The sequence below is a fragment of the Agreia sp. Leaf335 genome, assembly GCF_001423605.1.
Lineage (GTDB): Bacteria > Actinomycetota > Actinomycetes > Actinomycetales > Microbacteriaceae > Agreia.
On the sequence record NZ_LMOQ01000001.1, the window covers coordinates 41,534 to 64,390 of the forward strand.

Below are 22,857 nucleotides of genomic sequence, written 5' to 3' on the forward strand. Positions count from 1 at the left end.
CGAGCAGCGACGGCCGAATTGCGCATATCGCCAGCTACGGCGGGCAGGATAGACGTATGGCTGTTCTGTTCGTGCACACCGATCGACTCGAGATACGCCTGACCCGCGCAGAGAAGATCCTCTCGCTGCGCCGCACGAATATCGATATCCCGCTCGACCGCATCCGCTCCGCCGTCATTACCGAAGACCCGTGGGTGTGGGTGCGCGGAATCAGGGCCCCCGGCTCGGCGGTTCCGCTGACACTGGCCATCGGCACCTGGAAGGTGCACGACGGCAAGGACTTCCTGCTCATCAAGGGCACCCGCACCTCGGTGGTCATAGACATCGACGGCGACGGGTCGGAGTTCATGCGCGTGATCATCACCACGACGCACGCGCTCGAGTTGCTGCGGGCGCTGCGGCTGCCGCCGGCTATCGAAGACCCGGCCAAGGAGATCGCCACCGACTGATTATGTCGCTGGTCGAGTAGGCCGCTCGCGGCCGTATCGAGACCCTCAAGAGTGGTCTCGATACGACGGCTCCTGCGTCGCGCGTCTACTCGACCAGCGCAGAAATGTGGCTACAGCGTCGGGTAGTCCGTGTATCCCGTGGCTCCGGCCCCGTAGAACGTCTTCGCGTCGGGCTCGTTGAGCTCGGCGTCTTCGCGCCAGCGGCGCACCAGGTCGGGGTTCGCGAGAAGCGCGCGGCCCACGACCACCGCGTCGGCGAGTCCGTCGTTGACCAGGCTGCGTGCCTCCTCGCGGGTGGTCGGCGTCGTGAATCCGTTGTTCAGAATGATCGCGCCTCCGAAGCGACGGCGAAGGTCCTGAACCAGCTCGGAGCCCGGCTCGGGGTGCAGCACGCTGAGGTACGCCAGGCCGAGCGGGGCGATCGCGTCGACCAGCGTCTCGTAGGTGAGGCGGGTCTCGTCAGCATCCTTCTCGAAGACGTCCTGGATGTTTCGCTCGGGTGAGATGCGCACGCCGACTCGGTCGGCCCCGATCTCCCGGGCCACCGCCGTGATGACCTCGGCGCCGAAACGGGCGCGCTTCTCGGGCGAGCCGCCGTAGCCATCCGTTCTCGTGTTGCTTGTGGGCGACAGGAACTGGTGCAGCAGGTACCCGTTGGCCGAGTGCACCTCGACGCCGTCGAATCCGGCCTCGACCGCACGGCGGGCCGCGGCGACGTGCTCCTCGATGATGCGCACGATGTCGTCTTCGGTGGCGGCGGTCGGAACGGGGTAGGGGAACGCTCCGTCGGGCGTGCGCACCTCGCCCTCGATGGCGGTCGCGCTGGGGGCGTAGATCGTGAGCCCGCTGTTGATCAGCGGATGAGTGACCCGGCCCGCGTGCATCAGCTGCATCACGATCAGGCCGTCTTCGTCGTGCACGGCGGCGGCGACGCGGCCCCACCCTTCGGCCTGTTCCTCGGTCTCGATGCCGGGCTGGCCGGCGTAGGCCTGGGCGCCGGCCGAGGTGAAGGTTCCCTCGGTGGTCACCAGTCCGGCGGTGGCACGCTGCGCGTAGTGCAGGGCGATGAGCTCGCCGGGAACGCCGTGCTCTTCAGCCCTGAGACGAGTGAGCGGTGCCATCACCACACGGTTGTCGAGATTGAGAGAGCCGAGCGAGACGGGGGAGAAAAGCTGCACGACGATGCTTCTTTCGTTCGATGAGGTGTCTGTCGAGGCTAGAGCGCCTCTCTGGCAAACACGTCAGTGTGACGAAATCATTCCTGACGACGAAAAAGAGGCCCCGCGCTCGCATGGCATGTGCGAGCGCGGGGCCCCTCGATCGGTGAACGCCGATGCTAGTCGCGCGACTCCGCCCGCGACCGCCGTCGGTACATCACGAACAGGATGCCTCCGGCCAGCAGTACCGACGCGGCCAGCGCCCAGCCGGTCACCTGCAGGCCGGTGGCCGCCAGATTGCCGGATGCCGCATCCCCGGCCGAGACGGAACCGGCCGGCACCGAGGTGCCACCGCCGGTGCCCGGAGTTCCGGGAGCACCCGTGCCGGGGTCGGTGCCGGGCGCCTCGGGGTCTGTGCCCGGATCGGTCGGGGTGACCGGAGCATCCGGATCGAGCACCTCGAACGGGGCGGCCAGCGCACGCGCCGAGCCGTAGCCCGTTGCGGTGTACTCGTGCGCACCGAACTCGGCGTCGGCGGGAACCACGGTCTCGAACGTGACCGTTCCGTCGACGCTCACGAGCTGGCCGAGCGCGACCGGCTCGGAGTGGAACACGAAGTCCACCGCTTCTCCGGCGCGGAAGCCCGCTCCGGAGACGACGACCGGCGTGCCGGGAACGGCGGCCGCAGGGGTGACCGTGAGGGCCCCGGTGCCCGAGAGGGCCTCGGCGCAGGCATCGCCCTGGATGCCGACGGGTGGGACCGAGTCAGCGGGGAGGCCCGCAGACGTGACCACTCCGTCGTCTTCGCGAATGATGATCTTGCCGAACGAGTCGCCGATCGTGACGCCCTGCTGCGTGTTCGTCACATTCGTGATGAACGAGGTCGTGGCGCTGCGGCTGGCTGTCGAGTCGCCCTGCACGGGAACGCTGATGACCTTGCACTGCTCGCCCGGTGCGAAGTCGACCTTCTGCATGGCCGGCAGTACCTGGCTGGCGGCACGCACTCCGATGGTCGAGACGTAGACCGACGCGGCCTCCTCCGCAGCGCGCGAGAGCACGACGGGCAGGTCGACCGAGCCGATACCGGCGCCCTCTTCGATCGTCACGTCGGGGATGGATGCGACGGGCCGGGTCGACAGCTCGGGCGTTCCGATCGTCGCGGCATCCTGCAGCGTGAGGTCGGAGAGCAGCACACCACCGGCAGCGCGGGGAGCCGTGAAGCGCACCTGGCGGATGTCGGAGAGGTCGGCGCCGACGAACGACTCGACGGGAACCGCGATCTGCTGCAGCAGGACCTTGCGCAGCGGATCGGTCGAGCCGGGAAGCACGGTGAGTGCATCGCCGAACTGCGACGCCGTCACCGAGGCCGAGCCGCCGGCTCCGTCGACGACCGTCACCGTGAGGTCGGTGTTGCCGCCCACCGGGATCGAGTCGTCGGGCGAGACGCGGAACGACAAGCTCTTGTGAGCCGAGAAGTCCGCGGCGGCATCCGGAACGACGACGCGCAGTTCACCGGCGGCGGCGGTTCCTGCCGGCGCCGTGTAGGTGAAGTGCATCGACGGCGTCGACGGAACCGACGTGGCCCGACCGTTGCCGAACGGCGCACTTAGGAAGCCGTAATCCGGTGCCTGCGCGAATCCGAGTTTCGTCACGCAGTAGGGCAGCGTGGCCGGCACCTCGAGCGGGCTCATGCTCTCGCAGGTCGCATACGTTCCCGCGCCGACGGCCTGAATGGTGGTGTCGGTCGTGTCGAAGTTGGTGATGTCGACCCGGGTGGATGCGGGGAGGGTCGCCGAGACGCGAACGTCGGCGCGACCGGCCGACGCGGGCTTCGCGTCGGATCCGTCGAACATGGGCAGGAACTGCTGCTCGCCACCCAGGGTGAGGCGGAAGAACCCCGCCATGTACGCGTTTCCGGCGGCGTACTGCTCGTCGGCGTCGAGACGCGTCGGGGCGCTGGCTCCACAGGTGGGGTCGGTCTGGTTGCGGTCCATGATCGCCCAGTCGTCGCTGGTGCCGACGGGGTACTTGCCGGGGGTCCACACGGTGTTGAAATAGTTGTGGTTCGTTCCCATGATCAACACCGAGGAGCGGAGCACGTCATCGTCGTACGCGTGGCGCGTGTCGTCGATGTACTTCTGGCCCATCTGGTCTTCGACGTCGCCGTCGCAGTAGGGGAGCACGGCCGCGGTGGTGACACCGGGAACGGTCATGCGCGTGTAGTCGGTCGGCGCCAGCGGGAGGACGCTTTTGATGCCGAACGGCTCTGCCTGCTCGGCGTTCAGCAGTGCGGCGCGCATCACGCCCTCGCCTCCACGCGAGTGGCCCATCAGCCCCACGTTGTCGAGGTCGAGCCTGCCGGTGAGCGACGCGCTGAGGCCCGCGGCGGTACCCGCGTTGGCCTGGCGCAGCAGCGACAGGTGGTCCATCACGAGCTGGGCGCGGGCGGCGGCTCCGGTGTCGTCGGCGAGCGATCCGTCGAGCGCGTTGATCGCGTTGGCCGAGATGGAGACGACCGCGTAGCCCTGCGAGGCGAGCATGGTGGCCGCGTCGTTGTAGCCGAGGTAGCTCTCGATGTCGACCTGGCCGCGGTAGCCGGTGGCCGGGTCCGCGGGGTAGCAGGGCCAGGCGCGCGCGACGGCTCCTGCCGGGATCGCACCTGAGCATGAGGAGTGGCGTCCGTGCAGGAACACGACGACCGGGCGCTCGCCGGTGGCGCCCACGGGCATGAACACGGCCGCGCGGATCTCGCCCTTGCGGTTGAAGTCGCGGATCACGACCGCCTCGTCGCCGAGGTCGTAGTCGTCGCGCTCCACGGCGTACGGGCCGGATGCGGTCGGGTCGGCGTCGAGCACGGGCGCGACGGCCGGGGCGGCGAGGCTGTTGACCTGGCGCGACGCGGCGCCCGAACGGTCGGCGGCCGAGTCGTCTGCCGCCGGGTCGCCCGCGCCCGACCAGCCCTGGCTGACCGACGTTGCAGAGAGGACGCTGTCGTCATCGGTCGTGACCGTGAGGGTCAGGCCGTCGAGCGAGGTGGTGGCCATGCCGAGCTCGACGCCGTCGGCCCAGAGGGTCGGGTAGTCGCTGCGGATCTCGACGGGCTCTGCGAGGGTCTTGCTGACCTCGTAGCCGCCGGGAACTTCGGTGATGCTCCAGTCGTCACCGCTGATGGCGGCGGGCGCGACGTCTTGGGTCACGCCGGCCGCGAATGCGGGAACGCTGGCGAAAGCGGGTGTTGCTGCGATGAAGAAGGCCGTGGCCAGGGCCACGTTTCTCCATGGGCGCGCTGAGATAGACAAGCTGCTCCTGAGGTGAGAGGGGTCGGAAGACCCGCCTCACGCTCCGATGCGCTGTTCCCCCACCGGTGCGGAGCAAGCAATCGGCCCGCCGGTGGGTCGACAAAACCCTAACCGGCAGATTCACAGCAAAAAGCCAGCGAAATCAGATGGAAACAGGAAGTTAACGAGTCGAGCGATCGACGGGCTTCAGGCGCGCGGACCGTCGCCCTCGAGCACTTCGGGGTCGTCGTCGTCGAGTTCGACGCGCTCGTCGGGGTCGATCGTGTTCGGCACGTCGAGCTCGTCGACCTCGAGGTCGACCTCGCGCTCCGCGTCAGGGTCGCGGGCGGGCTCAAGCAGGGGATCAGGCAGGCTGCTCATGAAGAACTCCTTTCGTCGTCTATCCATCCTGCGCGTGCTTCGCGGTCGCCGCAACCAGCCTGGCGTGCGTGCGTGACGAGGCGTTGTGCCGTTGTCAGGTGACGTCGCGGCGCCAGCTCGTGAACCAGCCCAGAAGGCTGACCACGACGGCGATGCCGAGCAGCACGAGGCCGCCCTGCCACCACTCGAGGCTGGGTCCTCCGGCGCCTCCCGCAAGAGTGAAGAAGCTCGCCCCGACCAACGCGTCGCTCGCCGCGCCGGGAAGGAACTGGCCGATCTGCGCCGTCCACTCCGCGATCGACGAGGCGAGCCGCAGAATGGGCTCGACGAACTGCGTGAAGGCCAGCACGATGACGATCGCGGCGACCTGACTCGGCACCAGTACTCCGAGACCGACGCCGATGGCCGACCACAGGGCCATGGCCAGAACCGACCGGCCGACGAGCGCCCAGGTTGCGGGGTCGCCCAGCTGCGGATCGATACCGAATGCGAGGAGCAGACCCGCGCCCGCGCCGACCGCCGCGACCATGGCCAGCACGCCGTAGACGGCGCCCGCCCCTGTGAGCGCGACCAGCTTCGCCACGAGTACTCGACCGCGCCGAGGCGTCGCCAAGAACGTCGGAGTCAACGTCTGGTGACGGAACTCGTTCGTCGTGGCCAGGGCGCCGAGCAGCACCGCGAACACGTAGCCGAGAGTCGGCCCGAAGCTGTAGATCAGGGGAGCCAGGCTCTCACCCGAGATGGAGGGACCGTTCGTGGAACCACCGAGTGCGCCGAAGAGAGCCGCCGCTCCGCCGGCGCACACGGCGACGTAGGCGACCATGATGATCGCGAGGATCCACCACATGCGGGTGGACGTGATCTTGGTGACCTCCGAGCGGAGGGCTCCGCCGAACCGGCTCACAGCGCTCCCTCCTCTCCGACGAGGTGCAAAAAGCTCTCTTCGAGGCCCACGCGTTTCTGCGACAGCGCGGTGACGGGTATCGCCGCGGCGAAGGCGATGCGCCCCACGTCTGCGGCCTCGGCATTCTCGACGAGCACGCCGCCACGCAGGGGGCTCACCGTGTAGCCGGCCGCCTCGAGCGCCGCGGCCAGAGCGGCGCGATCCGTCGCATCCACGATCACCTGCTTCTGCTCGCTCTGGTCGAGACTGGCCAGCGAACCGCGGTGGATGAGCTTGCCGTGCGACACGATGACGACCTCGTCGACGCTCTGCTGCACCTCGCTGAGCAGGTGCGACGAGATGAGCACGGTGCGCCCCTCGTCGGCGAGCTCGCGCAGCAGCAGCCGGATCCACTTGATGCCCTCGGGGTCGAGCCCGTTGATGGGCTCGTCGAGCACCAGCACTCGGGGGTCTCCGAGCAGTGCGTAGGCGAGCCCCAGGCGCTGACGCATGCCCAGCGAATACCCGCCGACCCGTCGATCGCCGTAGGCGCCGAGGCCTACGCGGTGCAGAACGAGCTGCACGCGCTCGCGGTCGAGCCCCGCGGCCTGGGTGTAGGTGAGCAGGTGGTTCGCGGCGCTGCGACCCGGGTGGAAGCTGGCGGCTTCGAGCGCCGAACCGACGGTCGCGAGCGGGGTGGGCAGGTCACGGTACGCGGTTCCGCCGAAGGTCGCGGTGCCGGATGTCGGCCGCACGAGGCCCAGAAGCATGCGCAGCGTCGTGGTCTTGCCGGCGCCGTTGGGCCCCAGAAAACCGGTGACCCGGCCGGGCTCGACGGTGAACGACAGATCGGAGACCGCCTTGACCGCCCCAAAGGTCTTCGTGAGGCCGGAGAACTCGATGGTCACGCCCGCGGTCATGGTCGGACTTCGCGGCGGGTGTCAGGGGCGAGTAGTCGAGGCATCCACACCACCCTATTCGGGTGCGCGTGGGAAGTCACCAGTAATAGAGTGTGCATCCTGAGGCTTGTCGAACGTGAGGGTGCGCGCAATGGTGGATGCGACGGGTTCCGTCGTCGTGATCGGCGACGCATTGATAGACGAGTTCCGCACTCCGGAGGGGTCTGAGGATTTCGTGGGCGGGGCTGCGCTCAACGTGGCCGTAGGCCTCGCTCGCCTGGGCGTCGAGACCACCCTCGTGGCCATGGTCGGCGACGACTCCGACGGCGACAAGATCCGAGAGTTTCTCGCCGAGTACGGTGTCGACCTCATCGCGACTCCCAGCGCTCGCGGCACGGCCCGCGCGATCTCCGATCGCACCGACGGCGAGCCGCGCTACAGCTTCAACGAGGCCTCGGTCGAGCGCTTCATCGAGTTCGACGAGCGAGTGCGACGCGCTGTCGACGAGGCCCCCTTCGTGGTGGTCAGCTGCCTGCGCTTCGACTCGGCCGACCAGGTCGCGCTGCTCGAGGACGCGGTGTCTGATCCGCAGAACCGACTGCTGATCGACCCGAACCCTCGCGAGGGCATGCTGCACTCGGTACACGACTTCGTCACCAACTTCGAGCGCGTCGCGGCCACCGCGCTTCTCGTGAAGGTCGGCGACGAAGACGCCGCGCTGCTCTACAACGCATCGTTGCTCATGCTGACCGAGGGCCTCACCTCGACCGGCTCGCAGACCGTGCTGTCGACGGCCGGCCGCGAGGGCGCATCCATCGCGACGGCATCCGGCGTTCTCGTGCATCAGCCGATCACCCTGATGTCCGAGCCCGTGGTCGACACGATGGGCGCAGGCGATGCGACGCTGGCGAGCGTCGCGGCCAGCCTTGTCGAGGCTCGTCGGGCGGGCGAACTGCCACAGACCGGCGACGAGTGGCAACTGGTTCTCGAGCGGGCGATGGCGGTGGCTGCCGCGACCTGCCGCACCCGCGGCGCGCTGCTGCAGCTGCCGTCGACCGCCGTTCCCGTCACGGCTGCGTCGGCGTAGTCATGTCGACGCCGCTCGACGAACTCGAGGCCGACGAGCGCGACGCGAATCCGGATGCCGCGCGCCAGCGCCTCGGAATCGTGCGGCTCTTCGACCGGGCATTCTTCGTGTTCGGCACCATAGCCACGGCGTGGCTGGGCTATCTGCTCGTCACGGAGTCGTTCACACGCGGATGGCAGAACCTCTGGTTCATCCTGATCTTCTGGGTCGTGCTGGCCTACCTGCTGTTGCCGCGCATCCACACGCTGCTCACCGTGATCTACGTGCCCGACTACTTCATCGGTCGCGCCCGCACCCGAGAGGGTCTGCTCGGCGATCCGGTGAATCTGTCGCTCTTCGGCAGCGCAGAGCAGGTGCACGCCGCCATGGTCGCGGCCGGGTGGACCCGCGCCGACGAGGTGAGTTTGACCTCGGCCTGGCGCATCGTGATGTCGACGATCATGCGCCGTAGCTACTCCGACGCGCCCGTCAGCCCGCTCTATCTGTTCGGCAACATCCAGGACTTCACCTACCAGCAGGAGGTCGCCGGCAACCCGGCGCAGAGACATCACGTGCGGTTCTGGCGAGCGCCTGACGGGTGGCTGCTGCCCGGTGGGATCCCGACCCAGTGGCTCGCGGCCGGCACTTACGATCGCAGCGTCGGGCTGTCGCTGTTCACGTTGCAGGTGACGCACAAGATCGACGCCGATACCGATGTGGAACGCGACCACATCGTGTCGACGGTCACGGCGGCCAATCCGGCCGCGGTCGTGTCCGTCATCCGCAATTTCTCGACCGGGTATCACGCCGTGAACGGCGGCGGCGACGCCATTGCGACCGACGGCGACCTTCCGCAGATCGACCTGAGGCAGGTGCCCGTGGCGTCGGGCGCGGGGTCGGCCGCGGGCGCGGGGTCGGCGTCGTGAGGCGGCCCATCTCGATCTACCTCGGCGTGCTGCTGATTCTGCTGCGAACCGTGACCACGATCGTGACGGCGGTGAACATCGCCTTCGATTGGAAGAAGGTCGACATCGCGCTCGACGTGGGCACGGGTGCCGATGCAGCCGAGATCTCGAGCATCGTGTTCGTGGTGCTGATGGTCTTCTTCGGCGTCGCCGTGGTCATCGACCTCGTGGTGGCACGGCTCATCTTCACGGGCAGCAACCGGGCGCGGTTCGTGGCGATGATCCTTGCCACGATCCTGGTGCTGGGGTCGGCCGCCGACTTCTTCGCCGATGGCACGTCGTTCACGCTCGAGAACGGAGGGCTGCTCGGTCTGTCGCTCGACATTCTCGTGCTGGTCGCCCTCTCCGACTCGGATGCGCGCGACTTCACGACGAGCAATTCGAACGGGCGACGCGACGCGCGCCGCAGCCGGCGGCTTCTGCGCCGCTCATCACGAGCGGCCTAGTGGGCTCGGCCCCGGATGCCTGCGGCTACGCGGCGTTTGCCGCGGCGGCCTCTCGGGCCAGCAGAGAACGCTTGACGGGAACGCCCCAGGCGAAACCGGCCAGTCCGCCGGCTGTGTTGACGACGCGGTGGCACGGCACGAAGAGTGCGGGAGCGTTGCGGGCGCACGCGCTCGCGGCCGCGCGCACCGCGCGGGCATTGCCGCTTCGGGCGGCGAGCTCCGTGTAGGTGATGGGCTTACCAGGATCGATGAGCCGCAGCTCGGCCCACGAGACGGTCTGCAGGGGTGTGCCGAATTGCAGCACGGGCACGTCGTCGATGGCGTGGATGTCGCCCGAATAGAACGCGTCGACGGCCTGCGTATTGTGCGACCGTCCTGCCAGAGCTACGGGCTGGTTGCGAGGAGCCAGCCGAGCCACCACCTCGTCGAAAGACTCCGTCCACCCCGACGACAGCACTCGGCCCTCGTCGTCTTCGAGGATCGTGAACGGCCCGTCTGGCGTGTCGATGGTGTGGAGGAGGGCTGTCGCGGTCATGCGTGTTCCTTCGGAGAGGGAGGCGGGTGGTGAGCGGAAGCGGGTGCCGGTGCGGCCGCCCGCCAGAGGTGCATGGAGAGGTAGCTGCGCCAGGGGGCGAAGGCGGCGGTCTCGGTGGCGAGCGCCGCAGCGCTGTCGGCAAGGCCCAACGATCGTGCGCCCGACCGAATCGCCACGTCGCCGCGCACGAACACATCGGGGTGTCCGAGCGCGCGCATGACCACGTAGTCGGCCGTCCACGGGCCGATGCCCCTGATCGCGGTGAGCCGGGCCGTCACGTCGTCGCGGGTGTCGGAGACATCTATGGCGAGCGACCCGTCGGCCAGCGCCTCGGCGACGCGGCGCACCGTGTCGGTTCGGGCTGCGGGGCCGCGGAGGATCTCGTGCGCGTGTTCCGCGATCGCGGCCGCCGTGGGAAAGAGGCGGCTGCGAGCCTCAACCCCATCGAGGTCGGTATCGCCGGGGCTGGCACTCGCGGGTGCGATCGAGGGCGGCACCTCTTCTCCGAGGGCGTCGACCAGTCGCGCCAGCTGGGTGCGTGCCGACGAGACCGTGACCTGCTGGCCGAGAAGCGCCCGGATCAGCATCTCGCCCGCGTCGAGAGCACCGGGAACCCGGATGCCGGGCACGCGCGCGACCTCGGCTGAGAGGCGCGCGTCTCGGGAGAGGACGGCGTCGACGGCCTGCGGATCCGCATCGAGGTCGAGCAGCCGACGCACTCTGCTGAGCAGGGCCGGTAGATCCGCGAGATTCTCGAACCGGGCGATCGCATCGATGCGGGGGCGGGCTCCCGTGTGCTGTGGTGCGCTTAGATCGACGTCGGCCGCGCCGTGCGGAAGTCGAACGGTGCGGGCGTAGCGGCGTGGACCCACCGTCTCGACCCCGGGCACCGCCCGGGGCGGGAACCAGCCGAAGAGACCGTCGACGTCGAGCGGCTCCCGGTAGGGCAAGGCGAGACGGATCGAACCGGCGACATCCGGCGCACCGGATGTCGAGGTCGTGCGAGATCGAGACCGCAGCGCGGACGGCGTGAGATCGAACACCTCGGCGACCGTGTCGTTGAACTGGCGGATGCTGGTGAACCCGGCCGCGAACGCCACGTCGGCCATCGGCATGGTCGTTGCCGTGATGAGAGTGCGGGCGTTCTGGGCGCGATGGGCGCGGGCCAGAGCGATGGGTCCGGCTCCGAGCTCGGCCATGAGAATGCGGTTCAGCTGCCGCGCGGAGTAACCGATTCGTCGAGACAGGCCGTCGACCCCGTCGCGCTCGACCACGCCGTCGGCGATGAGTCGCATGGCCCGCGCGGCGACATCCTGGCGGAGGTTCCACTCGGGGCTGCCGGGCGTGGCCTCCGGCAGGCAGCGCTTGCACGCACGGTATCCGGCCAGATGGGCGGCCGCGCTCGTCGGGTAGAAGGTGACGTTCGCCTGCTTCGGGGTGCGCGCCGGGCAGCTCGGCCGACAGTAGATGCCGGTGGAGCGCACGGCGGTCACGAAACGACCGTCGAAGCGCGCGTCGCGCGATTCGATCACGCGGTACCGCTCGCCGAAATCCATGACTCAACCCTGCCGCATCCGGATGCGGGCGGCTAGCGGAAATCGGACACGGCCGTGGGCGCGAGCTTTCCGCCATATCCGCCCTCGATACCGATCTGTCAATGTCTCAGCCCGTAACTGCGGTCGCGCCTAGCGTGGGCGCATGACAGAACTCAGCGGATTACGCATTCTCGTGGTCGGGGCGACCGGAGGTCTCGGGTCGCGGATCTCACAGCGCCTCTCGGATGCGGGCGCCGTTCTCGCGCTCAGCGCCCGTGACGCCGGCAGGCTCGACTCTCTCGACATCGCCGCCGAAACGATCGCAGCGGATCTGCGCAGCGACTCGGCGGCCGTTGTGGCCGAGGCCGAGCGTCGCCTGGGCGGCATCGACGCAGTCATCGTGGCGAGTGGGGTCGTGGCGTTCGGTCCGGCAGCAGAACTCGAATCAGGCACTGTCGCCGAGCTGTTCTCGGTCAATGCCGCGTCTCCGATCGAGCTGATCGGCGCCGCGTTACCCGCCCTGGCGCGCAGCGCAGAGGCCAAGCGCGCACCCGTCGTCGTGACGATCAGCGGCATCGTGGCCGAGGCTCCAACCGCAGGACTCGCCGCCTACTCGGCATCGAAAGCGGCCCTCGCTGCTTTTATGGTGGCCGCTGCTCGAGAGAACCGACGGGCCGGCATCCGTATGCTCGACGCGCGACCCGGCCACACCGAGACCGGCCTCGTGACTCGGGCGATCGCCGGAACCCCGCCGGCATTCCCGGCGGGTCACGACGCCGATCACGTGGCCGACGTGATCGTCGAGGCCATCGCATCCGGCGCCCGTGACCTGCCGAGCAGCGCGTTCTGACCGCTGGTCAGTTGAGCGGCTGAGTGCCCTCGGGCAGGTGGCCGCCGGCCAGCAGCTCGCGGGCGGATGCCTGCAGCGCGGTGAGTGCGACGCGCTGCGTCCACGGTCCGTACGAGATGCGCGCGACGCCCAGCTGCTCGAGCCGCGCCGGGGTGAGCGATCCGGGAACATTGATGACGCTGATGCGGTGCTCGCCGATTCCCTCGACGAGACGGATCACGGTCTGCTCGCTGAGTAGCCCGGGCACGAAGATGCACGCGGCGCCCGCGTCGAGGTAGGCGCGGCCGCGTTCGATGGCATCGGCGATCACATCGTCGAGGGGTCGGTCGCCGGCCTTGATGAACGCGTCGGTGCGGGCATTGAGAACGAAGCCCACCTCTTCGTGCTCGGCGGCCTTCGTGACCTCGGCCACGTTCTCGACCGACTCGATCAGCGGCTTCATCTGGTCTTCGAGGTTCGCGCCCACGATTCCGACTCCGATGGCGCGGCGCACGGTCTCGCCCGGGTCGCCGTACCCGGCCTCGAGGTCGGCCGAGACGGGCAGGTCGGTCGCACTCGCGATGCGCCCGCACATGTCGAGCATGAGTTCGAGCGGGATGTTCTCGCCATCGTCGTAGCCGAAGGTGGCGGCGATGCTGTGGCTGGCCGTGGCCAGGGCGGTCGTACCCGGAAGATCGGCGACCACACGGGCGCTCGCGACGTCCCAGACGTTGACGACCTGCAGGATGGCGCGCTGCTCGTGGAGGTGAAGAAGCTGATGAGCCTTGTCTTTGGTGTTCATGAGCTGAGCCTAGGCCGATCGGCCTGTGGATAAGTCTGTGGAAACTATCCGGCTACGATGCTCGCGTGTTCGGCGCAGGCGGGCGGCTGTTCCTCGGCACAGGCGTCGCAGATGACGAGTTGGGTTCGGCAGGAGACCTCGGCGCAGTTCTGCATGCGCTTCGTGGATGCGCCGCAGCGATGACATTCTCCGATCACAGCGGCGTCGGGCGTGAAGTCGATGGAGACGCGGTTGTCGAAGACGTAGAGAGAGCCGTTCCACAGGCCCGAATCGCCGAAAGCCTCGCCGTAGCGCGCGATTCCGCCGTCGAGTTGGTACACCTCTCCGAAGCCCCTCGACGTCATCAGTCTCGAGAGGACTTCGCACCGGATTCCGCCTGTGCAGTAGGTAACTACTGGCTTTCCCTTGAGATGGTCGTAGACGCCCGAGTCGAGAACGGCCGCGAATTCGCGCGTGTTCGACACCTCTGGCACGATCGCACCTTCGAATCTGCCGATTTCGGCCTCGAACGAGTTGCGGCCGTCGAAGAAGACCACGTCGTCGCCCGTTTTCGCCTTTTCTTCGACGAGTTCGTGCAGCTCGGCGGGCGTCAACTTCGTTCCGCCGCCGCGAACGCCGGCCTCATCGACGCGCAATTCTGCCGGAGCGCCGAAACTCACGATCTCGTCGCGCACCTTCACGACGAGTTTCGGGAAGTCGACACTGACTCCGTGCGGAGCCTGTGGATAACTCTGTGAAGAATCGAGGCCGGATCCCTCGCTCCACTTGACGTCGAGATGCTTGAATGCCGGGTAGTCGCGGGTTTTGCGCAGGTACTTCTTGACCGCCCCGAGCTCTCCGCCAACGGTTCCGTTGATGCCGTCTTTCGAAATCAGGATGCGGCCACGCAGACCGAGCGACTCGCAGAGGTCTCGTTGCCACAGGCGAATGGCGTCGGGGTCGGCGAGCGGGGTGAACGCGTAATAAAGAAGGACCTTCGAGACTGCCACCCGCCAATTTTACGCCGGGCTGCTCCGAGAGACCTTTTGTGCCCGAATACCTCCATTGCGTCGCGGCGACCGTTCACAGATGGAGGCATCAGGGCACAATCGCTCGGCGGCTTTCTGCCATAACCTGCACGAATTGCTGCTAGTTGCCGTAACAATAGGTCAGCGCCCTCAGGAACTCCCTAGGCTGGGGGAGTTGTCCCCTTCTCGTCGTCGAGCTCGCATGAGTTCAGTTAAGGATTTGCCGCCATGCCCAGCATCTACAACGACATCACCGAGGTCTTCGGAAACACTCCGCTGGTTCGCCTGAACCGCGTGACCGAGGGGCTCGGCGCCACCGTGCTCGCGAAGCTCGAGTTCTACAACCCCTCCTCCAGTGTGAAAGACCGCCTGGGTGTCGCCATCGTCGACGCCGCCGAGGCATCCGGCGAGCTTCCCCCGGGCGGAACCATCGTCGAGGGAACGTCGGGCAACACCGGGATCGCCCTGGCCATGGTTGGAGCTGCCCGCGGCTACAAGGTCATCCTCACCATGCCCGAGTCGATGTCGAAGGAGCGCCGTACCCTGCTGCGCGCCTATGGAGCCGAACTCGTTCTGACCCCCGGCCCCGAGGGCATGCGGGGAGCGGTCGAGAAGGCCGAGGAGATCGTCGCCAACACCCCCGGTGCCGTGCTGGCCAAGCAGTTCGCCAACGCCGCGAACCCGGCCATCCACCGCGCAACGACCGGACCCGAGATCTGGAACGCCACCGACGGCGCCGTCGACATCTTCGTCGCCGGCATCGGAACCGGCGGAACCATCACGGGCGCCGGCAACTACCTCAAGGAGCAGAAGCCCGGCCTGCAGGTCGTGGCCGTCGAGCCGGCCGAGTCGCCGATCCTGAACGGCGGAGCCCCCGGGCCGCACAAGATCCAGGGCATCGGCGCCAACTTCGTGCCCGAGGTGCTCGACCGCGAGGTCTACGACGAGGTCATCGACGTGAACATCACGCAGTCGGTCTCGATGGCCCGCCGCCTCGCCGCAGAAGAGGGAATCCTCGCCGGTATCTCGTCGGGCGCCACGGTCACCGCCGCCCTCGAACTCGCGGGTCGCCCCGAGAACGCGGGAAAGACCATCGTGGTCGTCATCGCGAGCTACGGAGAGCGCTACCTGTCGACGGTTCTGTACGAAGACCTTCAGGACTGATCGGATGCCGTTGGCCGCGTCTCGCACGTCGGCCGAGTTCCGGGCGTGAGCGCCCGGGGTTCGGCCGCGTTCGCGCGCGCTCGCGAAGACATCACCACGGCACGGCTCCGTGACCCGGCCTCGCGCTCGAGGCTCGAGGTCATGCTCAGCTACTCGGGAGTGCATGCCGTGTGGGGCTACCGCATCGCGCACGCCCTCTGGATGCGCCGCCTGCGGCTGCCCGCGAGGCTCGTCTCGCAGTACGTGCGCTTTCTGACCGGCGTCGAGATCCACCCCGGTGCGGTGATCGGGCGTCGCTTCTTCATCGACCACGGCATGGGAGTCGTGATCGGCGAGACCGCCGAGATCGGCGACGACGTGATGCTCTATCACGGGGTCACGCTCGGCGGCAGGAGCACGGCGCGAGAGAAGCGGCATCCGACCCTCGGCAATGACGTCACGGTGGGAGCCGGAGCCGTGCTGCTCGGGCCGCTGGTGATCGGCGCTCACTCCGTGGTGGGGGCGCAGGCCGTGGTGGTGCACGACGCTCCGCCCTACTCGGTGATCACGGGCATCCCTGCGGTCGCCCGCCCGCGCGCGCACTCGGCGGAGCCGACGGCAGAGGCCTTCTACACAGACCCCGCGATCTACATCTGACCGCTTCGGGCCGCCGTGTGAGTCAGGCCTTGTTTCCCGTGAGGGCGAGGCCGCCGCCGAGTCCGATCATGAGAACACCGTCGATGGTAGTGGCGCGACTAGATCAGGAGGAGAGCGCCGCTGACGCCACTATCCACACGAGTCGCCTCTCCTCCTGAATTAGTAGCGAGGCTACGCCAGCTGCTCTTTCAGGAACGCGATCGCCTGAGTCTCGTCTTCGATACCGCCGCCCTCGTGGCCGTTGAACGCCCACTCGGTGATCTCCTTCGGGCCGGCGTACGCGTTGAACGCGGCGTAGACCGTGGAAGCCGGGCACGTGGCATCCATCAGCGCGACCGAGAAATGCGCCGGAGCCGTCGCCCGGCGCGCGTGGAACGCGGCGTCGAAGCTGCCGAGCACCTCGTAGACGGATGCCGCCTGGTCGCGATGGATCCTGAGGTAGTCGACGATCTCGTGGTACGGATACGCGTCGGTGATCAGCGTGGCCCGCCCGAAGTCGCAGAGGAACGGCACGAACGCGACGACCGCGGCGAGATCGTCGCGCAGCCCGGCCACGGCGAGAGCGAGGCCGCCGCCCTGGCTTCCTCCGGCAACCGCGATCCGCGCAGCGTCGACCTGCGGCAGCTGCTTCGCGGCGTCGACGGCACGCACCGCATCGATGAACAGCCGGCCGTAGTAGTAGTCGTCGCGGTTCTGGATGCCCTTGGTCATCACCCCGGGAATCTGCGGGCCGCCGGGGCCGGCATCCGGTGTGTCGCCGACGCTCCACGAGGCGCCCTGGCCGCGCGTATCCATGTGCAGATGCGCGAAGCCGGACGCCACCCACGTGAGCGACTCCTCGGGTCGACCACGCCCGCCGCCGTAGCCGACATAGGTGACGACAGTGGGCAGGGGCGTGGTCGAACCGGCGGGCACACGCAGCCACGCCTTCACATCGGTGCCGTCGGCTCCGCGGAAGCTCACATCGAACACGTCGATGACGCTGAGCACGCTCTCGACTCGCTCGACGCGCACGTCGAGGGGGACATCGGCGGCCGCGGCCAGGGTCTGCTGCCAATACGCGTCGAAATCGGCGGGCTCGTCGCCCGCGATCTCGTGACGACGAACGGCGTCGAGGTCGGCTTCGATCAGCATGGGACTCCTTTGTGCGGGCGGCGACTGCATCGAACTTTACCGAGCAACCGCCTCTCGCCACAGGGCATGCAGCTGCTCGGCCGTCTGACGGTTCGCCGCCGCGAGCACGCCGCCGCTCGCCGGAAAGAGGGTCTCGTCTCCGTTCTCGTCGAGCACCACGCCTCCCGCCTCGCGCACGATGAGCACCGCGGCCAGGTGGTCGACCGGGCCGAAGCGGCCGATGACCGCCCCGATGCCATGGCCGAGTGCGATGCCGGCGACGGTCAGCGTGCCCGATCCCATGATGCGCATCGTGCAGTACCGCTGCGACAGCGCGTCGAGCATGGGGAGCATTCCGGGCCACGCGGCGTGCGCCGCGAGCTCGGTGCTGACCATGGCGCCGCTTAGGGGATCGGGGGCCGGGCCGAAGGTGGGCGCCGACAGGGCCTCGGCATCCGGCTTGTCGAGGCACAGGCGGATGCCGTCGGACCAGGCGCCGCCGCCGGCCTCGGCCTCGACGACGACACCGCGCCAGGGGTCGGCGACTACGCCGACGACCGGCGCTCCGTTGACGACCAGCGCGAGCGAGAAGCTCGTCCACGGCATGCCGTTCGCGAGGTTGGCGGTTCCGTCGACCGGATCGAGGTACCAGCACGGCCTGTCGGCCTGCGCCTCGCCGCCGAACTCTTCTCCGACGAAGCAGTGGTCGGGGAACTGGGCGCCGATCACGGAGCGCACGACGCGCTCGATGGCGAGATCGATCTCGGTGACGTGATCGGCGGGGTTGGCCTTGGTCGCCACGCTCGTCACGTGGTGTTTGCGCACGTACTCGACGGCCCAGGTCGCCAGCTCGCGCGAGATCAGCCTGGCGCGAGGCAGCATCTGCACGGTCGCCGCCGCGTCGTTGTTCCGAAGGCACAGCAGCAGAGCCAGCCGGTTGCTCGTGATCGAATCGACCCCGATCGACATGAGCCACGCCATCTGCTCGGCGTCGTCGACGGTCCAGCACGACACTTTGACGCCGAGTGAATGGACGGCGGCGACGAGTTCGCGCCCCACGTAGACATGGGGCAGGTTCACGAAGGTGGGGCGCAACTCGGCGAGATCCAAGGCGCTGGGTGCGGTCGACTCGGCCCACGGCATCCAGATCTCGGCGGCCGCGTCGCGGCGCCGGATCGTTCTCATCGCGTCGATGTGGCCGCACCAGGCGACCCTGGCCTCCGAACCGCAGGTGGCGACGACGCGGTGCGCGGCCACCGCGGGCTCGGGAGAGTCCATGTCGATGAGCAGAAGCGGCTTCGCGTCGTGCATGAGGTGCAGAACGTCGCGCAGCAGCGGGATGCGCAGCTCGCCGCCGCCCAGTCTCTCGACCTCGGCCAGGGTGAGATTCGCGACGTGGGCGTCGACGCCCCAGAGTCTCTGAAGAGTGGCATCGTGCAGCAGCACGACCTCTCCGTCGCCCGTGAGGCGCACATCGATCTCGATCGTCTCGGCTCCCGCCGCGATCGCCGAGCGGATCGCCTCGAGGGTGTTCTCGCGATGAACGGAGGAGTCGCCGCGGTGGGCGACCACCGCGGTCACGCCTTCGCCCCTGCCAGCACGCGCGCCGTGCGGGCGCGGCCGTCGACGAGAATGCCGTCGACGTAGTGCCGCACGTTGTTCAGCGTCACCGTTCCGTGATCGCCCACGGCGGGAGGAACTCCGCCCGCGACCGAGCGCACCTCGGCTCCGCCCGCGTTGAGCACGAGCTCGGAGAAGTGTCCATGGGGAAGCACCCGACGCACCTCGACGGGGGTCGCGCCGACGCGGCGAACGCCCGAGGCGGGCTCGAAGAGAACGTCTTCGGGGCGCACGGCCCAGGCCTCGGCCGGCGGGACGTCTGTCGAGGTGACGGACGTCGACGGGTCGGCCACGGCATCCGGCACCACGATCGGCACGTGGCTCAGGCTCGCGCTCTCGAAGAGGGTCGGCGCGGGCAGCACGTTCATGCTGCCGATGAACGAGGCCACGAACAGGGTGCGCGGATTCGCGTAGAGCTCGGTCGGGGTCGACACCTGCTCGATGCGACCTGCGTTCATCACGGCGACGCGGTCGGAGATGGCCATCGCCTCGTCTTGGTCGTGGGTGACCATCACCGTCGTGATGCCGAGGCGCTGCTGGATGTCGCGGATCTCCTCGCGCACCTTGACCCGGAGCTTCGCGTCGAGGTTCGACAGGGGCTCGTCGAGCAGCAGCAGATCGGGGCGCTGCACGATCGCGCGCGCGAGGGCGGCGCGCTGCTGCTCACCTCCGGAGATGTGCGCGGGGCGGGAGTGGGCGTGGTGGGCGAGGTTGACCGTCTCGAGGGCCGCCATCACGCGCTCGGTGATCTCGGCACGGGGCACGCGCTTGATGCTCAGGGGAAAGGCCACGTTCTTGAACACCGTGAGGTGCGGCCACAGAGCGTAGTTCTGAAAGACCATCGCGCTCGGGCGCTTGTCTGGCCCCTTGTCGGTGACATCGACGCCGCCGATGCTGACGGAGCCCGTGTCGGGCTGGAGAAAGCCGGCCATCATGCGCAGCGTCGTGGTCTTGCCGCATCCGGAGGGGCCGAGCAGGGCGACGAGCTCGCCCGCGGCCACGTCGAGTTCGAAGTTCTCGACGATGGTGCGGTTGCTCAACACCTTGGTCAGGGCGGTGACTCTGAGCCCCGACGTCGCGTCGGTCTTGGTGGGTGTTGTCATGGGGGTGCCTAACGAATCTGGAAGCCCTCGGCCAGACGTCCGCCCATGATGAAGCGGCGGGCGAAGAGCAGAAGGGCGACGGAGGGAACGGAGAGCAGGATCGCGAAGACCGCGGCGACCTGCTTGGGGTAGTTCAGAACGAGCGAGTACATCTCGGTGGGCATGGTCATGTAGACCGGTGCCCCCACGAGATAGGTGCCCTGGGCCTCGTCGAAGGCGGCGAGGAACGACATGAGGATGGCCACGAGGATGCCGGGCAGGGCGAGTGGCAGGGTCACGCGCACGAAGGTGCGGATGCGCCCGGCGCCGGCATCGCGGGCCGCCTCTTCGAGTGCTCGGGGCACCGAGCTGAAGGCCGCCGCGGGAATCCACGTCATGAACACCACCGTGCCCACGAGCTGCACGATGACCACTCCGGCGATCGTGTTCATGAGGTGCAGACCGTAGAACAGCGAGGCCATCGAGACGAAGAGCCCCATCTTGGGGAAGGCGTTCGTGGCGAACAGGCCCACCAGGAAGATGCGGCGGCCCGGGAACTCGAAACGCGAGAAGGCGTAGGCCGCGGGCAGGCACACCACGGCCGAGACCAGCACGGTCAGCGGCGCGAAGTAGAGCGAGTTGCGCACGGCGGCACCGAGCTCGGCGTCGTTGAAGACCACCGACCACCAGTCGAGCGTGAGCCCGGCGGGAAGCAGGCTCGGGTAGTCCCACGAGGTCGCGAAGGCGTGCGCGGCCAGCCACAGCAGCGGACCAAGGATGAACACGGCCACCACGACGAACAGGGCGCCCGTGACGACGCCGCGAGAGAGCATGCGTGCGCGCATCAGACCCGACCTTCTTTCTTCGCCGATCGAAAGTTCGCCCACACGTAGAAGAACGCGATTCCGGATGCGAGCACGAAGACCACGACGGCCATCACGATCGCCTGCTGCGGGTGGTTGAACGCCTGGAAGTACTTCGAGATGTCGACGCCCAGCATGCTCGGCGCATTCGGTCCGGTGAAGTACGGAACGGTGAAGGAGCCGAGCACTCCGATGGCCGTGAAGGTCGCGGCGATCACGAGCGGGATCGCGCTCAGGGGAACGAGGATCCGGGTGACGATCGCGAACGACGAGGCACCTGCATCCCGAGCCGCCTCGATCATGGCGTCGGGAATCGACTGCACCCCCGAGATCGCCATGAGCGTGGCGAACGGCAGGCTCGTCCATACCGAGCCGATGACCACGGCCACGGTCGTGTACCCCCAGGTGGGCCCGGTCAGACCGACGAGGGCGAAGACCGTGCGCACGAATCCGTCACCCGAGTAGAAGGTCAGGATGGCCCACGACGCGATCACCACGGGGATGAAGAGGGGCACCACGGCCAGGCCGGCGAAGACGCTCGCGAGCCGTCCGCCGCGCAGGCGCAGGTTGAGGGCGATGCCCAGCGCCAGCGCCAGCACGATGACGGTCGAGACCACGGTCACGCCGACCGTCACCCCCAGATCTCGGGTGAAGCGGGGGTCGGTGAAGACGTCGACGTAGGCCTGGGCGGTTCCCCACCAGCTGGTCGCCTCGCGGGTGTTGAGCCCGATCGAGGCGATCGTCGAGTTGAGGCCGCCCGTGTGGCCGAGGCTGAAGCCGATCGCGAGAACCACGGGAACGCCCACGAAGAGGGCGAGCAGGATGACGGGTGGCAGCGCCATGGCGAGGCCGATGCCCGAGCGGCGGGCCTCAGGGGAGACCCGCCGCCGAGCACCGACCGGGGCGCGTCGCCCCGATCGGATGTCGGTCACTGTCCGGGAACCTTCGCGTCCCAGAGGTTGTTCATGTCGGACGCCATCTGGCTGTAGTACGTGGGGCGCAGCGCCGAGGGGTCAGCCGAGGCGAACTTGTCCTTCAGATCGGCGGGAACGTTGTCGAGCGAGATCACCGGGTAGCCCGCGATGGTCGACGCGATGAGCGCCTGGCCCTCGGAGGAGAGCACGTAGTCGGCCAGCTTCTGGGCGACATCCTTGTGGGACGCGGTCTTGGGAATGCCGAGGTACGAGGCGCTGCCGGTGAACGAGGGGTTCGAGATCTGCGCGTACTTGATGTTCGCGGGCAGAGTCCCGGTCTTCTGGGCAGTGATGACCTGGTCGCTCCACACGGGCGCCATCTGGATTGCGCCTGTGCCGAGCAACTCGAGCACCTGGTTGTTGCCGTTGGGGTAGACGCCCTGCTGGTACATCGAGGAGCCGAGCTTCTTGAGTTCGTCGAAGCCCTTGTCCCACTCGCCCTCGAGCGACTGGTCGTAGCCCGTGGTCATGGCGGTGCGCGATTTGTCCGAGACGTACTTGTCGAGCACGGTGGTCACGAAGGCCGCACCCGATCCGCCGGTGGAGGGCGAGTTGTAGGTGAACTGCCCGGGGTTGGCGGTGATCCATTTGAGCAGCTCGTCGAGGGTGGTCGGCGGCGTCTTCACCTTGGTGGAGTCGTAGGCCAGCAGCACAGAGGAGGCGCGGTAGGGGATACCGAAGCCGGCGCCGGCCTTCACCGTGGTGTCGGGCACCGTGGCGAGGTTGGGCACGTTGTCGGCAGACACGCCTTCGAGCAGGCCCGCCTTGCCGGCGGCCTGGATGAAGCCCGAGTCGATGAGGTCGAAGCCGGGGTCGTCGTTGGCCTGCACCGAGCTGGTGAGCTTGGCCATCGTCTGCGCGTCGTGCTCGCCGTGCAGATCGAGGGTCGTCGTGACGGATGCGCCCGGGTTCGCCTTCTCGAAGGCGGGGATGATGGCGTCGGTCCAGAGGCTCTGCACGTTGGTGTCGCCGGAGATGAAGACGGTCGCGGTGCCGGAGGCATCGGTCACGGCGTGGTTGGTGGCGGCGACGTCGGTGCTGGCGGTCGGAGCGCAGCCGGCCAGCGCGAGCGCGACCGCTGCGGCGGCGGAGAGGGTAAGAAGACAACGACGGGGCATCACGGTTGTTCGTCCATTCGGGTCGGGTGTTGATGCGAATCGCATCGTTTCGATA

General features: G+C 68.2%; 22 protein-coding genes. 7 read left to right on the forward strand and 15 right to left on the reverse strand.

Annotated features, from left to right (window positions below):
- Window positions 1-56 precede the first annotated feature (56 nt).
- Window positions 57-449 carry a hypothetical protein gene (locus ASF79_RS00245; protein ID WP_055777003.1) on the forward strand — a complete coding sequence of 131 codons (393 nt, stop codon included), beginning with the start codon at window positions 57-59 and terminating at the stop codon, window positions 447-449.
- A gap of 110 nt (window positions 450-559) precedes the next feature.
- Here ASF79_RS00245 and ASF79_RS00250 read toward each other — a convergent pair whose 3' ends face one another.
- The 5 genes from ASF79_RS00250 to ASF79_RS00265 form a co-directional block, all read right to left on the reverse strand.
- Complete coding sequence (locus ASF79_RS00250; RefSeq protein ID WP_055850570.1) at window positions 560-1,627, reverse strand: alkene reductase; 1,068 nt, start codon at window positions 1,625-1,627, stop codon at window positions 560-562.
- Window positions 1,628-1,785: 158 nt separating this feature from the next.
- Window positions 1,786-4,875 (reverse strand): alpha/beta hydrolase, encoded by a 3,090-nt coding sequence (locus ASF79_RS00255; protein ID WP_055850574.1) that lies wholly within the window; start codon window positions 4,873-4,875, stop codon window positions 1,786-1,788.
- A 216-nt stretch (window positions 4,876-5,091) separates the two neighbouring features.
- Window positions 5,092-5,265: a hypothetical protein gene (locus ASF79_RS17255; RefSeq protein ID WP_156366110.1), complete on the reverse strand. Its 174-nt coding sequence runs from the start codon at window positions 5,263-5,265 to the stop codon at window positions 5,092-5,094.
- Between the two features lie 94 nt (window positions 5,266-5,359).
- The gene (locus ASF79_RS00260; protein WP_235500583.1) at window positions 5,360-6,169 is read right to left on the reverse strand and encodes an ABC transporter permease; all 810 of its coding nucleotides are present in this window, start codon (window positions 6,167-6,169) and stop codon (window positions 5,360-5,362) included.
- Entirely contained in the window at window positions 6,166-7,068 is a 903-nt protein-coding gene (locus ASF79_RS00265; RefSeq protein ID WP_055776997.1) for an ATP-binding cassette domain-containing protein, read from the reverse strand. The genes ASF79_RS00260 and ASF79_RS00265 overlap by 4 nt, the downstream gene beginning before the upstream one ends.
- Window positions 7,069-7,183: 115 nt before the next feature.
- Between ASF79_RS00265 and ASF79_RS00270 the strand changes: the two genes are divergently transcribed.
- The 3 genes from ASF79_RS00270 to ASF79_RS00280 are packed head-to-tail and all read left to right on the forward strand — an operon-like array spanning window position 7,184 to window position 9,524.
- Window positions 7,184-8,134, forward strand: coding sequence for a PfkB family carbohydrate kinase (locus ASF79_RS00270; RefSeq protein WP_268751118.1), 951 nt, complete (start codon window positions 7,184-7,186; stop codon window positions 8,132-8,134).
- A 2-nt stretch (window positions 8,135-8,136) separates the two neighbouring features.
- Entirely contained in the window at window positions 8,137-9,039 is a 903-nt protein-coding gene (locus ASF79_RS00275) for an LssY C-terminal domain-containing protein (protein WP_082495597.1), read from the forward strand.
- The gene (locus ASF79_RS00280) at window positions 9,036-9,524 is read left to right on the forward strand and encodes a hypothetical protein (RefSeq protein ID WP_055850581.1); all 489 of its coding nucleotides are present in this window, start codon (window positions 9,036-9,038) and stop codon (window positions 9,522-9,524) included. The genes ASF79_RS00275 and ASF79_RS00280 overlap by 4 nt, the downstream gene beginning before the upstream one ends.
- 25 nt (window positions 9,525-9,549) lie before the next feature.
- Here ASF79_RS00280 and ASF79_RS00285 read toward each other — a convergent pair whose 3' ends face one another.
- Window positions 9,550-10,059 (reverse strand): methylated-DNA--[protein]-cysteine S-methyltransferase, encoded by a 510-nt coding sequence (locus ASF79_RS00285; protein ID WP_055850584.1) that lies wholly within the window; start codon window positions 10,057-10,059, stop codon window positions 9,550-9,552.
- Complete coding sequence (locus ASF79_RS00290; RefSeq protein ID WP_055850588.1) at window positions 10,056-11,615, reverse strand: DNA-3-methyladenine glycosylase 2 family protein; 1,560 nt, start codon at window positions 11,613-11,615, stop codon at window positions 10,056-10,058. Before ASF79_RS00290 ends, ASF79_RS00285 begins: the two co-directional genes overlap by 4 nt.
- 142 nt (window positions 11,616-11,757) lie before the next feature.
- Between ASF79_RS00290 and ASF79_RS00295 the strand changes: the two genes are divergently transcribed.
- The gene (locus ASF79_RS00295) at window positions 11,758-12,444 is read left to right on the forward strand and encodes an SDR family NAD(P)-dependent oxidoreductase (RefSeq protein WP_055776981.1); all 687 of its coding nucleotides are present in this window, start codon (window positions 11,758-11,760) and stop codon (window positions 12,442-12,444) included.
- Window positions 12,445-12,451: 7 nt separating this feature from the next.
- Here the strand turns inward: ASF79_RS00295 and ASF79_RS00300 are convergent, their stop codons facing one another.
- On the reverse strand, window positions 12,452-13,225 hold the full coding sequence (locus ASF79_RS00300) for an isocitrate lyase/PEP mutase family protein (protein WP_055850592.1): 774 nt from the start codon (window positions 13,223-13,225) through the stop codon (window positions 12,452-12,454).
- 44 nt (window positions 13,226-13,269) lie between these two features.
- Window positions 13,270-14,214: an oxygen-dependent tRNA uridine(34) hydroxylase TrhO gene (trhO, locus tag ASF79_RS00305; protein WP_055850595.1), complete on the reverse strand. Its 945-nt coding sequence runs from the start codon at window positions 14,212-14,214 to the stop codon at window positions 13,270-13,272.
- Between the two features lie 246 nt (window positions 14,215-14,460).
- Between trhO and cysK the strand changes: the two genes are divergently transcribed.
- Both cysK and epsC read left to right on the forward strand, forming a co-directional pair.
- Window positions 14,461-15,396: a cysteine synthase A gene (cysK, locus tag ASF79_RS00310; protein WP_055850601.1), complete on the forward strand. Its 936-nt coding sequence runs from the start codon at window positions 14,461-14,463 to the stop codon at window positions 15,394-15,396.
- 45 nt (window positions 15,397-15,441) lie between these two features.
- On the forward strand, window positions 15,442-16,032 hold the full coding sequence (gene epsC / locus ASF79_RS00315; RefSeq protein WP_055776968.1) for a serine O-acetyltransferase EpsC: 591 nt from the start codon (window positions 15,442-15,444) through the stop codon (window positions 16,030-16,032).
- A gap of 171 nt (window positions 16,033-16,203) precedes the next feature.
- Here the strand turns inward: epsC and ASF79_RS00320 are convergent, their stop codons facing one another.
- The 6 genes from ASF79_RS00320 to ASF79_RS00345 are packed head-to-tail and all read right to left on the reverse strand — an operon-like array spanning window position 16,204 to window position 22,802.
- Entirely contained in the window at window positions 16,204-17,166 is a 963-nt protein-coding gene (locus ASF79_RS00320; RefSeq protein WP_055850604.1) for an acetylxylan esterase, read from the reverse strand.
- Between the two features lie 36 nt (window positions 17,167-17,202).
- Complete coding sequence (locus tag ASF79_RS00325) at window positions 17,203-18,726, reverse strand: inositol monophosphatase family protein (RefSeq protein ID WP_055850607.1); 1,524 nt, start codon at window positions 18,724-18,726, stop codon at window positions 17,203-17,205.
- The gene (locus ASF79_RS00330; protein WP_055850610.1) at window positions 18,723-19,868 is read right to left on the reverse strand and encodes an ABC transporter ATP-binding protein; all 1,146 of its coding nucleotides are present in this window, start codon (window positions 19,866-19,868) and stop codon (window positions 18,723-18,725) included. Before ASF79_RS00330 ends, ASF79_RS00325 begins: the two co-directional genes overlap by 4 nt.
- An 8-nt stretch (window positions 19,869-19,876) precedes the next feature.
- Window positions 19,877-20,692: an ABC transporter permease gene (locus ASF79_RS00335; RefSeq protein ID WP_055850613.1), complete on the reverse strand. Its 816-nt coding sequence runs from the start codon at window positions 20,690-20,692 to the stop codon at window positions 19,877-19,879.
- Window positions 20,692-21,642: an ABC transporter permease gene (locus ASF79_RS00340; RefSeq protein ID WP_055850616.1), complete on the reverse strand. Its 951-nt coding sequence runs from the start codon at window positions 21,640-21,642 to the stop codon at window positions 20,692-20,694. The genes ASF79_RS00335 and ASF79_RS00340 overlap by 1 nt, the downstream gene beginning before the upstream one ends.
- Entirely contained in the window at window positions 21,639-22,802 is a 1,164-nt protein-coding gene (locus ASF79_RS00345; RefSeq protein WP_235500657.1) for an extracellular solute-binding protein, read from the reverse strand. The genes ASF79_RS00340 and ASF79_RS00345 overlap by 4 nt, the downstream gene beginning before the upstream one ends.
- Window positions 22,803-22,857 lie beyond the last annotated feature (55 nt).

Bases quoted from the DNA above. Each gene is read 5' to 3' on its own strand.
- ASF79_RS00245 (WP_055777003.1), top strand. From the start codon at position 57: ATGGCTGTTCTGTTCGTGCACACCGATCGACTCGAGATACGCCTGACC.
- cysK (WP_055850601.1), top strand. From the start codon at position 14,461: ATGCCCAGCATCTACAACGACATCACCGAGGTCTTCGGAAACACTCCG.
- ASF79_RS00320 (WP_055850604.1), bottom strand. From the start codon at position 17,166: ATGCTGATCGAAGCCGACCTCGACGCCGTTCGTCGTCACGAGATCGCG.
- ASF79_RS00330 (WP_055850610.1), bottom strand. From the start codon at position 19,868: ATGACAACACCCACCAAGACCGACGCGACGTCGGGGCTCAGAGTCACC.
- ASF79_RS00300 (WP_055850592.1), bottom strand. From the start codon at position 13,225: ATGAACACCAAAGACAAGGCTCATCAGCTTCTTCACCTCCACGAGCAG.
- ASF79_RS00295 (WP_055776981.1), top strand. From the start codon at position 11,758: ATGACAGAACTCAGCGGATTACGCATTCTCGTGGTCGGGGCGACCGGA.
- ASF79_RS00285 (WP_055850584.1), bottom strand. From the start codon at position 10,059: ATGACCGCGACAGCCCTCCTCCACACCATCGACACGCCAGACGGGCCG.
- ASF79_RS00345 (WP_235500657.1), bottom strand. From the start codon at position 22,802: ATGCCCCGTCGTTGTCTTCTTACCCTCTCCGCCGCCGCAGCGGTCGCG.
- ASF79_RS00265 (WP_055776997.1), bottom strand. From the start codon at position 7,068: ATGACCGCGGGCGTGACCATCGAGTTCTCCGGCCTCACGAAGACCTTT.
- ASF79_RS00275 (WP_082495597.1), top strand. From the start codon at position 8,137: ATGTCGACGCCGCTCGACGAACTCGAGGCCGACGAGCGCGACGCGAAT.
- ASF79_RS00335 (WP_055850613.1), bottom strand. From the start codon at position 20,692: ATGCGCGCACGCATGCTCTCTCGCGGCGTCGTCACGGGCGCCCTGTTC.
- ASF79_RS00290 (WP_055850588.1), bottom strand. From the start codon at position 11,615: ATGGATTTCGGCGAGCGGTACCGCGTGATCGAATCGCGCGACGCGCGC.
- ASF79_RS17255 (WP_156366110.1), bottom strand. From the start codon at position 5,265: ATGAGCAGCCTGCCTGATCCCCTGCTTGAGCCCGCCCGCGACCCTGAC.